Annotated in this window: 10 protein-coding genes and 1 pseudogene; 6 read left to right on the top strand and 5 right to left on the bottom strand. The window is 51.6% G+C overall.

Annotated features, from left to right (window positions below; all coding sequences use genetic code 11):
• Positions 1-143 precede the first annotated feature (143 nt).
• The 5 genes from mepS to yejF all read left to right on the top strand — a co-directional run bounded on the left by mepS (position 144) and on the right by yejF (position 6,786).
• Positions 144-758 carry a bifunctional murein DD-endopeptidase/murein LD-carboxypeptidase gene (gene mepS, locus SJI19_RS01385; protein ID WP_323476451.1) on the top strand — a complete coding sequence of 205 codons (615 nt, stop codon included), beginning with the start codon at positions 144-146 and terminating at the stop codon, positions 756-758.
• 487 nt (positions 759-1,245) lie between these two features.
• Positions 1,246-3,054 (top strand): extracellular solute-binding protein, encoded by a 1,809-nt coding sequence (locus SJI19_RS01380; protein ID WP_323476450.1) that lies wholly within the window; start codon positions 1,246-1,248, stop codon positions 3,052-3,054.
• A 31-nt stretch (positions 3,055-3,085) separates the two neighbouring features.
• Positions 3,086-4,180, top strand: coding sequence for a microcin C ABC transporter permease YejB (locus SJI19_RS01375; protein WP_323476449.1), 1,095 nt, complete (start codon positions 3,086-3,088; stop codon positions 4,178-4,180).
• Entirely contained in the window at positions 4,177-5,193 is a 1,017-nt protein-coding gene (locus tag SJI19_RS01370) for a microcin C ABC transporter permease (RefSeq protein WP_323476448.1), read from the top strand. Before SJI19_RS01375 ends, SJI19_RS01370 begins: the two co-directional genes overlap by 4 nt.
• Positions 5,194-5,196: 3 nt before the next feature.
• A complete protein-coding gene (yejF, locus tag SJI19_RS01365) occupies positions 5,197-6,786 on the top strand; it encodes a microcin C ABC transporter ATP-binding protein YejF (RefSeq protein WP_323476447.1) in 1,590 nt (529 codons plus the stop codon).
• A 22-nt stretch (positions 6,787-6,808) separates the two neighbouring features.
• Here yejF and SJI19_RS01360 read toward each other — a convergent pair whose 3' ends face one another.
• The 4 genes from SJI19_RS01360 to efeU all read right to left on the bottom strand — a co-directional run bounded on the left by SJI19_RS01360 (position 6,809) and on the right by efeU (position 11,212).
• Positions 6,809-7,153 (bottom strand): YejG family protein, encoded by a 345-nt coding sequence (locus SJI19_RS01360; RefSeq protein WP_323476446.1) that lies wholly within the window; start codon positions 7,151-7,153, stop codon positions 6,809-6,811.
• A 750-nt stretch (positions 7,154-7,903) separates the two neighbouring features.
• A complete protein-coding gene (gene efeB / locus SJI19_RS01355) occupies positions 7,904-9,190 on the bottom strand; it encodes an iron uptake transporter deferrochelatase/peroxidase subunit (RefSeq protein ID WP_323476445.1) in 1,287 nt (428 codons plus the stop codon).
• Between the two features lie 13 nt (positions 9,191-9,203).
• Positions 9,204-10,334, bottom strand: coding sequence for an iron uptake system protein EfeO (efeO, locus tag SJI19_RS01350; protein ID WP_323476570.1), 1,131 nt, complete (start codon positions 10,332-10,334; stop codon positions 9,204-9,206).
• A gap of 47 nt (positions 10,335-10,381) precedes the next feature.
• Positions 10,382-11,212: an iron uptake transporter permease EfeU gene (efeU, locus tag SJI19_RS01345; RefSeq protein ID WP_323476444.1), complete on the bottom strand. Its 831-nt coding sequence runs from the start codon at positions 11,210-11,212 to the stop codon at positions 10,382-10,384.
• A gap of 580 nt (positions 11,213-11,792) precedes the next feature.
• Here efeU and SJI19_RS24765 point away from each other — a divergent pair.
• Positions 11,793-12,143: pseudogene (locus SJI19_RS24765) on the top strand (ankyrin repeat domain-containing protein); the annotation flags it as partial.
• A gap of 206 nt (positions 12,144-12,349) precedes the next feature.
• On the opposite strand, the gene SJI19_RS01340 reads toward SJI19_RS24765, so the two are convergent.
• Positions 12,350-13,552, bottom strand: coding sequence for a Bcr/CflA family multidrug efflux MFS transporter (locus SJI19_RS01340; protein WP_323476443.1), 1,203 nt, complete (start codon positions 13,550-13,552; stop codon positions 12,350-12,352).
• Between the last annotated feature and the right edge of the window lie 25 nt (positions 13,553-13,577).

Below are 13,577 nucleotides of genomic sequence, written 5' to 3'. Positions count from 1 at the left end.
AGCTGTGTCAAGCCGCTTATGTGACTGGTGACGCACAATGCAAAAATATCGTTTGGTCAATAAATATTTGCATATTATTCTCGCTTCGTTTGGCAATTTTATAGCGGCACCGTCGCTAAGGACTTAAAGGGATAACACTAATAATGGTCAAATCTCAACCTATTTTGAGATATGTTCTGCGGTTAATTCCCGCAGCTGCGGTAGCGATTTTGCTTTCCGCTTGTAGTTCTCATGGTAGTCAACAAACAGCTGAGATGCATGCAGTCAACGATAGAAGTGATTTTTTACTGCAAGCCTCTCAGGATCAATTTGAAGATATGGTCCGTAACGTCAAGATTAAAACCAAGATTATGGACCAATATGCAGTATGGAAAGGAGTGCGGTATCGTTTAGGGGGCAGTAGCAAACGCGGCATAGATTGTTCGGCTTTTGTCCAGACGACATTTCGTGAACAGTTTGGCCTGATTTTACCCAGATCCACCAGTGAACAGCGGGATATTGGCGCAAAAGTACAGCGCTCCAAGCTGCGACCAGGAGATTTGGTGTTGTTTCGTGCCGGTTCTACCGGGCGTCATGTCGGTATTTATCTGGGCAATGATCAGTTTGTCCATGCCTCCACTAGTGGTGGTGTGATGATATCCAGCCTGAATGAAGACTATTGGAAAAAACGCTATCGGCAAGCACGGCGCGTATTGACCAGCGGCACCCATGGTTCAATGGTTACTGCTCACAATAATAATAATGATGCCAATAGCTAGCGATTATCTCCTGTAGCGTTAAGGTTGCCGGAACACGAAGCGAGAGACCAAGACCACCCCACGAGGTGGTCTTTTTTTAATCAATATTAAAGATTTGTATATTCCCTTTTAGTGAAAACCCAATAGATGCCGAGTTGCCCGAAGGCGGCAAACGAAAGAATCCTGATGAGCTTATGCCGTCAAAAGATTAGGGTGTAAAAACGCGATCAGCGCACCGGCAACGGGAAAGTTAAAGGGTAGAATAATAATTAAGCGATTTGGTTCACCCTTAAGTCAAATAGATCCTGATCTAAATCAATATAATTACCAACCTGTCAGTTAGACCCTTGCCATCATTCACTTTGGCAAAGTGGTAATTAATAATTTTGACATTAATATGAAAAAATCGTTAATGGCTTGGTCTTAGGCCTTTATAATAGAACCGTTAACGGCCGTGCCGATTGTTTTGTTAAGTCTTAATTTAGGATCACCGCAGGAGCGTAACCTAATGTTTCCACGTGTTTGGATTGCACTGGTACTCAGCGCCTTCTGTCTCGGCACCCACGCCGAAACCATACAAGAGGGTTATGCGTTTGCTTTGCTAGGCGAACCAAAATACTCGGATAATTTCAACCACTTCGACTACGTAAACCCGGCCGCGCCAAAAGGCGGCAACATGACGTTATCGGCCATAGGCACCTATGATAATTTTAACCGTTTTGCCCTGCGCGGCACTGCGGCGGTACGCTCCGATCAACTTTATGACAGCCTGTTTACCACCTCGGACGACGAGATGGCCAGCTATTACCCACTGGTGGCCGAATCGGCACGTTATGCAGCGGATTTTTCCTGGGCGGAAATATCCATCAATCCTCGGGCTCGATTTCATAACCATCAACCGATTACCGCTGCCGATGTGGCATTTACCTTTAAAAAATTCATGACCGAAGGGGTGCCACAGTTTCGGCTGTATTATAAGGACGTGAAGGTCAAGGCCATCTCCAGTCTCACGGTTCGCTTTGAGTTTCCAAAACCCGATAAAGATAGCATGTTGGGTTTGTTGACCCTGCCCATCATGCCGCAAAGCTACTGGCAACACCATAAGCTCAGCGATCCGCTGTCCACGCCGCCGCTGGGCAGCGGACCTTACCGCATTACCGCCTGGAAAACCGGTCAGTATGTCACCTACTCGCGAGTGAAAGATTATTGGGCGGTCAACCTGCCGGTAAATCGTGGTCGTAATAATTTCGATACTATTCGTTATGACTACTACCTGGATGAAAATGTCGCGCTGGAGGCGTTTAAAGCCGGTGCCTTTGATTTACGCATCGAAGGCTCGCCGAAACTGTGGGCGACGCAATACCGTGGCGGTAACATTGAGCGCGGCTATATTATTAAACAAGAACTGCCCAACAACGCCCCGGTGGATACACCCTGGCTAGCATTTAACATTCAGCGTCCGCTGTTTGCCGACCGGCGTGTGCGCCAAGCACTGACCCTGGCATTTGATTTCGAGTGGATGAATAAGGCACTATTTTATAAGGGTTATCAGCGGGTAAACAGCTATTTTACCAACACCCCCTATGCGGCGAGAGATTATCCCGATGTCGCCGAACTGGCGGTGCTGGCGCCGCTAAAAGGCCAAATACCACCAGAAGTGTTGACCGGACCTTTCCAACCACCGGTATCCGACGGTAGCGGTTACGACCGCAAAAATCTGCTTGACGCGCTGGCGCTATTAAAACAGGCCGGCTGGGAACTGCGAGACCAGAGGCTGGTCAACAGTAAGACCGGCAAACCGTTCCAATTTGAAATGATGGTAATGAATGGCAGCAACACTAACTACCTGTTGTCATTCCAGCATAATCTTCAGCGCCTGGGCATTACGTTGACCCTGCGCGAGGTGGATCACGCCCAATTCAGCAACCGTCTGCGTAAGCGTGACTTTGATATGATGCCATCAACCTATCGCGCGTATGCTTTCCCAAGTGGTGATCTGCAGTTTGCATGGAGTAGCGCCTATGTCGACTCCAGCTACAACCGCCCTGGGGTGAAGGATCCTGCGGTTGATCACCTGATTAATGAAATTGTTCGACATCAAGGTAATCAAACGGCGTTGTTACCCTTGGGTAAAGCGCTGGATCGGGTATTGACCTGGAATTATTTTATGATCCCCATGTGGTACTCTCATCAAATCAGGTTGGCCTATTGGGATAAATTTTCCATGCCGGAGGTCAAACCGACCTACGCGTTGGGTGTTGATACCTGGTGGTACGACGTCAACCGGGCCGCGCGATTGCCCGCCGAGCGGCGCTGAGTCTAAACCCCTATTTTTTTCAGGAGGCCAATTGCTACATTACCTGCTACGTCGATTGCTGTTGGTCATACCGACATTATGGGCCATTATCACCCTGAATTTTTTTATTGTGCAAATTGCCCCCGGCGGGCCGGTAGAACAAGCCATTGCCAATATCGAACAGGGCCAACAAAGCGGTTTTAGTGTTGGACATACCGATCCCACCGCCCGGGTCCCCACACTGAACGGCGGCCAAATTGGCGATAGCCAATATCGCGGTGCCAGAGGCTTGGATCCCGAGGTGATCGCTGAAATTACCAAGCGTTATGGCTTTGATAAGCCATTGCATGAACGTTATTTCACCATGCTGTGGAACTACCTGCGTTTCGATTTTGGCGATAGCCTGTTTCGCGGTGAGACGGTGATGCGGTTGATCAAAGACAGTATGCCGGTGTCTATTACGCTGGGTTTATGGAGCACGTTGATTATCTATTTGGTGTCGATCCCAATGGGTATTCGCAAAGCGGTCAGCAGCGGCAGTGCCTTTGACGTCTGGAGCAGCACACTGATTATCATTGGTTATGCGATACCGGCGTTTTTATTTGCCATTTTGCTGATTGTGCTGTTCGCGGGCGGCAGTTATCTGGATTGGTTTCCCCTGCGTGGCCTGGTATCCAGCCATTTCGACAGCCTGCCTTGGTATAAAAAAATCACCGATTATCTCTGGCATATCACGCTGCCAGTACTGGCCACGTCCATTGGCGGTTTTGCCACCCTCACCATGCTGACCAAAAACGCTTTTCTGGATGAAATCCGCAAGCAGTATGTTATCACCGCCCGTGCCAAGGGCTTGAGTGAAAAACAGATCTTGTATCGCCATGTGTTCCGCAACGCCATGCTATTGGTGATAGCCGGCTTCCCCGCCACCTTTATCAGTATGTTTTTTACCGGCTCGTTGCTCATTGAGGTGATGTTTTCCCTTAACGGCCTAGGCCTGCTGGGCTTTGATGCCACCCTTCAGCGCGATTATCCGGTGATGTTCGGTACATTGTACATTTTTACCTTGATTGGTCTGTTGTTAAATATCCTCAGTGATATGACCTATACCTTGGTCGATCCACGTATCGATTTCGAGGGCCGCCAATGAGTCCAGCCAACCAGGCGCGCTGGGCGCGCTTTCGTGAGAATAAACGTGGTTATTGGTCGTTATGGCTGTTTCTAGTGCTGTTTATCCTTAGCCTCGGATCGGAGCTGGTGGCCAATGATAAGCCACTGCTGGTGCGTTACGAGGGACGGTTTTACTCACCCTTGCTCTTCAACTACAGCGAAACCACCTTTGGCGGCCAGTTCGCTACCCCAGCGGACTATCGCGACCCTTACCTGGCCAGCAGGCTGGCAGCCCATGGCTGGGTACTCTGGGCACCGATACGCTATAATTATCACACCATTAACTTTGCCACCGAGCGGCCATTTCCTTCACCGCCCACCCGGCAGAATTGGTTAGGCACCGACAGCGCCGGCAAAGATGTCTTGGCCAATTTATTGTACGGATTCCGCCTCTCCATGCTGTTTGGTCTGGCATTGACCGTGTTTTCCAGCCTGCTGGGTATCATTGCTGGCGCTACCCAGGGCTACTACGGTGGCAGACTGGATCTCTGGGGCCAGCGGTTTATCGAGGTGTGGTCCGGCATGCCGACGCTATTTTTGATCATTTTGCTCTCAAGCGTGGTACCGCCGAACTTCTGGTGGTTATTAGGCATCACAATACTGTTCGGCTGGATGAGCCTGGTAGGGGTGGTGCGGGCAGAATTCCTTCGCACCCGTAATTTCGATTATATCCGCGCCGCCCAAGCGATGGGGGTCAGTGATTCGATGATTATGCTGCGCCACATGCTGCCCAACGCCATGGTGGCTACCCTGACCTTCCTACCCTTTATTTTATGCGGATCCATTACCACATTGACCTCACTGGACTTCTTGGGTTTCGGCCTGCCCATTGGCTCGCCTTCCCTAGGTAATTTACTGTTGGAGGGCAAGAATAATCTTCAAGCGCCCTGGCTGGGTATAACAGCTTTTGTGATGCTGGCGCTGGTGCTCTCATTACTGATATTTATCGGCGAAGCGATTCGCGACGCCTTCGACCCGAGCAAGGCGCATTAAACCATGACCCAACCCCTTTTACAGATTCAGGAACTGAGCGTGGCCTTTCGCCAGGGTGAGCGCACCCATCAGGTGGTGGATCGGGTGTCCCTATCGCTTAACGCGGGCGAAACGCTGGCACTGGTAGGCGAATCCGGTTCGGGCAAAAGCGTTACCGCGTTATCGGTGCTGCGCCTGCTGCCAACGCCGCCGGTGGTCTATCTACACGGGGACATTTTATTCCAAGGTCAAAGTCTGCTGCATGCCGATGAGACTTCGCTGCGTCGGGTGCGGGGCAACGATATCGCCATGATTTTTCAAGAGCCGATGTCGTCGCTTAATCCACTGCATAATGTGGAGAAACAGCTGCTGGAAGTGCTGATATTACATCGGGGTCTGCGCGGCGCCGAAGCCCGTGCCGAAGTTCTCGCCAGTCTAGAACGCGTGGGGATACGCCAGGCCAAAACCCGCCTGAAGGATTTCCCCCACCAACTCTCCGGCGGCGAGCGTCAGCGGGTGATGATCGCCATGGCGCTGTTGACCCGGCCCAAGTTGCTGATTGCCGACGAACCCACCACCGCGCTTGACGTCACGGTACAGGCGCAAATCATTGCGCTGTTGATTGAGCTGCGTGCGGAAACAGGCATGGCGTTATTGTTTATCACCCATAACCTGAATATTGTCCGCCGCTTGGCGGATAACGTGGCGGTCATGCAGGAAGGCAAGTGCGTTGAGGTCAGCCCGGCCGCAGAGCTGTTTCGTGCGCCGCAACATTCTTATACTCGTCAATTGCTATCCGCGCAGCCCGGTGGAGATCCGTTGCCGATCGATCCCTCGGCGCCCACTCTGCTGCAGGTGAATAACCTGGGGGTGAATTTTAGCCAGCGGGGTGGTCTGTTTGGCCGGCAAACGACGCAGAAAAGCGCGGTACGACAGGTGAGTTTTACCCTACGACGTGGTGAAAGTTTGGGCGTGGTGGGTGAGTCCGGCTCGGGTAAAAGCACCACTGCCCTGGCAATATTGCGGCTGTTGAAATGCGAAGGCGAAATCTGGTTTGACGGCCAGCCGTTGCATCGTTTTACCCGGCGCGAGATGCTGCCGGTGCGCCGCCGGATCCAGGTGGTGTTCCAGGATCCCAATTCAGCGCTGAATCCCCGGCTGACGGTGGCACAGATCGTTGTCGAAGGCTTGCAGGTTCACCACCACTATAGCGCCGAGGAACAACAGCGGCGATTGATCACCGCGCTGGAGGAAGTGGGGCTCGATCCCACCAGCCGCCACCGTTATCCTGGCGAGTTTTCCGGCGGTCAACGACAGCGTATCGCCATCGCCCGTGCGCTGATCCTGCAACCGGATCTGGTGATCCTCGATGAACCTACCTCATCATTGGATCGCTCGGTGCAGGCACAGATATTGCAATTGCTTAAATCATTACAGGAAAAACATCAGCTAACCTACCTGTTTATCAGCCACGATCTGCAAGTGGTACGGGCGATGTGTCATCAGGTGATAGTGCTGCGTGAAGGGGAGGTCGTGGAACAAGGGCAATGCCAACAGGTGTTTGACGCGCCATCGGCAGAGTATACCCGCCAACTGATGCTATCGGCGCAGTAGCCGCACACACGTCATCGACGGCCTAGAACAGATAAGGCATCGCCACGGATTCGGCAATCGCCACACCCATATTTTTTAACCGGCACAGGCAGGTGCACTCATCGTCGCGGTGCAAAAACAGACAGGGTTGCCCGTCATACTCCACCACAGCGCAGGTAATCTGAATTTCCACCAGGGAACGGGACAACTCCTGCATAACCTGCCAGGCACTGTCCCCGTCATGGCTAAGCAGCGTCAAGCCAATCAGCTCGTTATCGCTACTGCTTTCAGACGAGATAAAGGGTTCGACTTTTATGCCGCTAAAACCATGCAGCCAACGATAATGTTGTGGTAATCGATGTACCACCGACATCTGTAGAGTAGTCACTCCATTTCCCCAGAAATTTAGCTATAATTTATAACAATTCTATCACATTACTATAATATCAACGTGACAATATCAGCTATTTTGTTTACAAAAAAAATCTCATTTACTTGATAAATGGGATATAGATCGCTTTTTCGGCCTATATGTACCGCTTTAACCGAATGAACGCAACCTTTTTTCATGCATTTGCATAACTTAAAGCGCCACTCTTGTTTACAAATAACAAACATGGTGAGGGGCATGAGGGGGGTTGCGCTTGCCGCGAGTTGGGTGGGGCATGCGGGCATGGGCTGGTTTCGCTTGCCGCGAGTTGGGGCTTTTTTATGTGCCCCCGTGCGGGCAATCGACGGGGGCTGGCCGTCGCGCCGGCCCCTCGACCCCGCGCTCCCGGCAGATCGCCCGTCGCTGCGCGATGCCCTCCTCTGTTCATTTCCCCCTCGGTGCCGGCCAGGACGCGCTCCCGGCGCGGCCTGACCTCTCGCCGCTCCCGGCGGCTCGCACGGTGGAAATGAGCTTCGTCGGCGGACTTTATGCCGGTGTTAACAGCCCGCCGTGGTGAGGATCGGTGTCTTGGCTGGCGTTAAAACCTATCGTGGTGAGGTGGGGGTGGTGGTTGGGGGGTTGGGATGTTAAACCCCCGCATGGGGCGGGGGGCGTTTGGCGCTTTATGCCGGTGTTAACAGCCCGCCGTGGTGAGGATCGGCGTCTTGGCTGGCGTTAAAACCTGCGGTGGTGTGGTTGTGGTCGGTCTCAGGTTAAGAGTGCCTGCGCGAGGTATTCTCCTGGGGTTTTTACGCCAGGTAGGGCGAAGAAATAGCCGCCGCCGATGGGTTGGATGTATTCCTCCAGTGCTTCGCCGTTCAGTCGGCGTTGAACGGTGAGGAAACCTTGCTCTAAATCCTTTTGGAAACAGACAAACAGCAGTCCCATATCAAGCTGCCCAGCGCGGGAGACGCCGAGGGAATAACTGTAGCCACGGCGCAGCATGAGGTTCGATTGCGTCTGGGCAGTACGGGGATTGGCCAAACGCATGTGGGCATCAAGGGGGATAATATGACCTGCCGGGTCCTGGGTGTAATCCGGTACATCATGTTCATGTTGCATCCCCAGCGGCGCGCCAGTGCGCTTGTCGCGACCGAAAATGGTCTGCTGCTCGTGCAGCGGGGTGCGGTCCCAGGACTCGACGTGAAAACGGATGATACGCACCCCCTGATAGCTGCCGTTTACTGTCCAGGCCGGCTCGTCCGTTCCCTCCCCTACCCATACTACCCGATCCATGGCACCGTCATCATGGGTGTCAGGATTAGCGGTACCATCTTTAAACCCTAGCAGGTTGATCGGAGTTTCTTCTCCCTGACTGCGCGCCGCGTGGTTGGAAATAAATCCCTCGCGCTTCCAGCGCACACTGAGTAAATCCGGGGTGTGTTTAATCACATCGCGTAACGCGTGGATCACGGTATCCGCACCGTCGGCACAAATTTGCAGCAGCAGATCGCCATGACACAGGTCAGCGTCCAAAGCATCATTGGGAAAGCCAGTCATTTTTTGCAGCTGACGGGGTTTTAACGCCCTCAGGCCAAAGCGCTGGTCAAACAGGGTATCGCCCACCGCCACGGTGATGGTCAGATTATCCGGCGCAATATGTTCGCCAAGAATGCCAGAATCCATCGGCGGCAGCTTGTCATCCACCGCCGGAGCCTGTCCCCCTGTGGTCAAAAAAGCGATACGTTCGGTTAACAGGCGAAACAGTCGGCGGAGATCGTTTTTATCCGTGGCCAGTACGTCAAACGAGGCCAACATCATATTCGCCTGCTGCGACGTGGTAATGCCGGACTGGCGTAAGCCGTAAAACGCCTGGCGCTGCCAGCGGGTATCCACGCACTGCCGACCCTGAGCGGGCGCAGTGGGCACCGGCGCCGCCTTGGCGTTGCGTAAGGCCAGTGCGGTACCCATCGCGCCCATGCCCTTTAGCCAGCGGCGTCGGGACGGCGACTCGGCAGTATTTTTATGCTGATTATGATGGTTATTTGAGCTCATCGCGCACTATGTCCTAATCTAAACCTAACACACCGCGTAACAGCGCCAAATCTTCCGCTAACGCGGTAATCGGCCCCTTAAGAGCATGGCGATCCGCATCGGTCAGCTTATCGTAGGATTCGAATCCTTGTTTGGTGCGGTATTTAATCAGCACGTTATCCACCTTGACAAAATTGCCGTCAATCTTGGCCAGCAGTGGTGCATTGGCCTTTTGCAGCAGCGGACGTAACAGATTGACGATCTTTTGCGAACCGTCGATATTAGCCTGAAAATCGGATAAATCAGTGCGGCTATAGCGATCTTCTTCACCGCTGATTTTGCTGAACGCCACTTCTTCGATCAGGCCCGCCGCACCGCCAACCACTTTACTTGGCGGGAACGTTAGAGAGGCGATACGCTGTTGCAGGTCCTGAGTATCGGAATACAGTTTGTCGGCAAATGGCGCGGTTCCGTCAGTGGTTTTGTCACTAAACAGTATTTTTTCCAAGCGATGAAAACCGGTAAATTTCGGATCGGCAGATTTATGTTCGAAATCATCCTCACGAGCATCAATGCTACCGTCAAGATCGGAAAACAGCTCAGCGATAGGTTCGATTCTTTCGTAATAGATACGGGTTGGCGCATACAGCTTCTGGGCCGTAGCCAGATCGCCTTTTTTTACTGCTTCGGTGAAGGCTTTGGTATGCGTCACCAATTCACCCACCTGCTGCATGACATAGACCTTATACTCGGCAATCGGTCCAACCAAAGCCATGGCGTCCGGTTTGGCTGCACTTTGTCCACTATCAGCCGTTACGGTAAGCTTACCTTTGGGGTTGCTTAGCAGGCCGCAGGTCATCACATACTCCCCTGGTTCTAGAGTAGCGGTCATCTTCTGGGTAAAACCCGGCGCCACATTTTCTCGTTCTTCCACCACCATGACGCCTTTTAATATTTCCCACTCCACTCCCTTTTGGCTAGCGTTATAAATGATGAATTGGGTCTTGCCAGGTTTTACAGTAAGCGCCATTGGATCGCATTGTTTATCGTTTACCGTTATTTTTACTTGAGGGATATCGGCGGCCTGTACCGTACCAAAAGGTGCGCTAAGCGCCGGAACCACCAGCAAGGCTGCAGGAAGAATACGGCGATAAAAGTGATGCATAGAAGACATATCGTTTTACCCTGAATAATGGAGCATTTTAAGAAAATTTATCCGATAACCTTGGCCGCACGACCACCACGGGCCGGCAGAAAAAAGAGCAACAAGGCCGGTAACAAATAGATCAGGTACACCGCAACTTCACTCACGCTAGGCGCTTCCTGGTAACCCAGCATGCCTTCAAGCAGCGTGCCAAACAGCGAATGAGTGGAAAGGGTTTGGCTAAAATCAAAGGCAACGTTTTGAAAACCATTCCATAGACCCGCTTCATGAAACGCGCGGACGGCGCTGGCCGCCAGCCCGGCGGCGACGAATAAAATAAACAGGCTGGTCCATTTAAAGAATTTTTCTAGGCGCAGCCGAATACCACCGTAATACATCAGCATGCCTAACCCTATGGCACAGGCCAAACCGAGCAGCGCACCGATCGGCGCGTTGATACCCACATCTTGCTGAAAGGCTGCCAGCAGGAAAAACACCGATTCCAGCCCTTCCCGGGCCACCGCAAAAAACACCATGCCCACCAGTGCCCAACCTTGGCCACGAGTATTGCTTAACGCCTGATCGATGGCGCTTTCCAACTGCGTTTTAATCGATCGGGACATTTTACGCATCCAGAACACCATCCAGGTCAGGATCACCACTGCCAGCACCGCCACGATGCCCTCAAACAGTTCCTGCTGCTTTTGCGGAAACTCACCGGTGGTCTCATTGATGGCAATACCTAGCAGCAAGCACAGTAGCGCAGCGCTGATAACCCCGGCCCACACTGCTTTTAGCCAACGTCCACGGCCGGTTTTTTTTAAATAGCCAGCAATCAGACTGACGATCAACGCTGCTTCCAGGCCTTCGCGCAACATAATCAGAAAGGGCACAAACATAACCGTTACCTTGTGGTTGAATGGCAGTCGACACGAGCCAATGTAATGTTAATTAAAACGATATTGATTATCATTACACCAAAAATAATTACAAGTGCTGGTTTATAGCTATTTGTAACTAGACGTAAAAAATCATGTTCACAGGGAAGGATGACACCTTGGGCCCCATATGAACCACGGCATAACATCCCTAGACAGTTAGCGGTTCCGTCCATTCGGCACAGGTTATCGACATCACATTGATCCCTTCATGGTTCTCAACGGCTTCAAAAGTAAATAACGCACCATCAGCTACCGATAAAAAGTCAATTTTAATGGAATGAATAAAGTACACGATATAATTTAGTTTATGCTGTAATAGCTCACAGCCTAAAAATAGTCATTGTGATTTTACCTCCCCATTAAAAATACCCCCTCCACCTCAAACTGAATGGCAATTATTTATAGAACCCTTTAAACAGGAGATCGAAAATAACCTTTTATTTAAAAAATCAAATAAAAACAATCCCTATCCGTTCAGCATGTTGATTGAGATAGGTCAAGATCCCGCCGTTTTGCTTGGGCAGCAACCGTTTTTCATGTTGCGGCCAAGCGTGGTAATATTGAAATTGTTAATATATTACTCAATCATCAAAGACATGCCATCAATATCCTTAATGGAGACGGGAATACCCCGTTCGCGTTAGCTCTGTCAAAAAAGCATTTTGCCCTGATTGAGCTGCTTTTATCCTGTGATGATATCGATTTTGATCCTATAAATAATGTAGGTTTCACCCCGCTATGGCTAGCGCTAGAGTATAAAACTCTAGCAATCATTGAGCTTTTACTGAATAAAAACATAAATAGCAATCATCAAGTTAATGATTTCATTCCCTTGATGTATACAAAAATACAAAAAAATGACGCTGGTTTTGATTTATTGTCTAAATAAAATAACATCAACCTCATTCCCCAAGGGCAATAAAGTTAACATCAAAAAATAATGACAATAAAGAATAAACTCGCCATAGGCGCATTATTTCGCCGCTCAAAACCACTAACATGGTCGTAGCAAGGAAGGTGAGAAACGCTGTTTTTTTTCTCTGTGCCGGGCTACCCAACAGCATACGTGCCGGGTAGCCCGCTCACAGCGTCACGTCAAACGCGTACCCGAACCTTGCGCGGTCGGCTAGCATACAGGTAGCACAGCATGGCGCACAGGGCACAACCGGCCATGGAGATCACCATTGGCCAGGCGCTGTTGAACGTGGCCAGCGACAGTATGGCACCGATTATCGCCCCAACGCCAAAACGCAGGGTGCCGGCCAGCGACGAGGCGGTGCCCGCCATATGGGGAAAATCGTCGAGGATCACCGCCATACCATTGGAGGTCACCATGGCCACACAGCCGACAAAGGCCGCCACGCCAAGTACCAGCGGCCAGAAGCCGAGGTCCATCGCACACACCACCAGCAGCCATATCGCCATCAACAGCTGAATAATCAGCCCAAGGCGAAACATGATTTGCGCGCCGAAACGTTTTACGCTACGGCTATTGATCAGGGTAATCAGGAACAGGAACACCACATTAAGAGCAAAATAGTAGCCGAAGTTTTGCGGCGATACACCGTTGAGATTGATGTAAACAAAGGGGCCTGCACTGAGAAACGAAAACATCCCGGCAAACGAAAAACCGCTGGCCAACATGTAGTTGAATACCCGCTTATGGCGGAACAAAGCAGCGAAGTTGCCGATGGTGGTCCGCAGACGAAACGGTTGTCGCCGCGCCTTAGGCAGGGTTTCATGGATATACAACATCACCAGCACGGTGGCCACCAGCGCGGCCAGAGACATGCTCCAGAAGATGGCATGCCAGTTGAACAAGAGCAGCAACCAGCCACCGATGATCGGTGCCAGCAAGGGGGCCACCGTCATCACCAGCACCACAAAGGACATCATGCGCGAAAAATCATCTTTAGTGAACATATCGCGCATTAGCGCATTGATAACCACACTGGCGGCAGCCGCCGCCAACCCATGCATAAACCGCATGTTAATCAACTGCTCCACCGATTGCGACAACGCGCAGGCAGCGGCGGCGACGGCAAAAAAGAACGTGCCAAACAAAATCACCGGTTTGCGGCCCAGGCTGTCGGCCAGCGGCCCATAAAATAGCTGCCCCAGCGAAAACCCCAGCACATAGGCGCTCAGGGTCATTTGTACACTGCCGGGGCTTACGCCGAATTCACGGGCGATCAGCGGCATCGCCGGCAAATACATATCAATGGCCAGGGGCATCAGCATCGACAGCAGCCCAAGTATGACAATGAACCCTATGTTGGATTTTCGCTCAGCTTGCACGTTGCACCACTCCCCACTCTTGTTA

Source organism: Acerihabitans sp. TG2 (genome assembly GCF_035013185.1).
In the GTDB taxonomy this organism is placed as follows: Bacteria; Pseudomonadota; Gammaproteobacteria; order Enterobacterales; family Enterobacteriaceae; genus Acerihabitans.
Note: the sequence above shows the minus strand (reverse complement) of the source record. Positions and strands in the feature narration are given on the sequence as shown.

What these genes read in the sequence shown, in the direction of transcription:
- mepS (WP_323476451.1), top strand. Translation starts at nt 144, where the DNA reads ATGGTCAAATCTCAACCTATTTTGAGATATGTTCTGCGGTTAATTCCC.
- SJI19_RS01380 (WP_323476450.1), top strand. Translation starts at nt 1,246, where the DNA reads ATGTTTCCACGTGTTTGGATTGCACTGGTACTCAGCGCCTTCTGTCTC.
- SJI19_RS01370 (WP_323476448.1), top strand. Translation starts at nt 4,177, where the DNA reads ATGAGTCCAGCCAACCAGGCGCGCTGGGCGCGCTTTCGTGAGAATAAA.
- yejF (WP_323476447.1), top strand. Translation starts at nt 5,197, where the DNA reads ATGACCCAACCCCTTTTACAGATTCAGGAACTGAGCGTGGCCTTTCGC.
- efeB (WP_323476445.1), bottom strand. Translation starts at nt 9,190, where the DNA reads ATGAGCTCAAATAACCATCATAATCAGCATAAAAATACTGCCGAGTCG.
- efeO (WP_323476570.1), bottom strand. Translation starts at nt 10,334, where the DNA reads ATGCATCACTTTTATCGCCGTATTCTTCCTGCAGCCTTGCTGGTGGTT.
- efeU (WP_323476444.1), bottom strand. Translation starts at nt 11,212, where the DNA reads ATGTTTGTGCCCTTTCTGATTATGTTGCGCGAAGGCCTGGAAGCAGCG.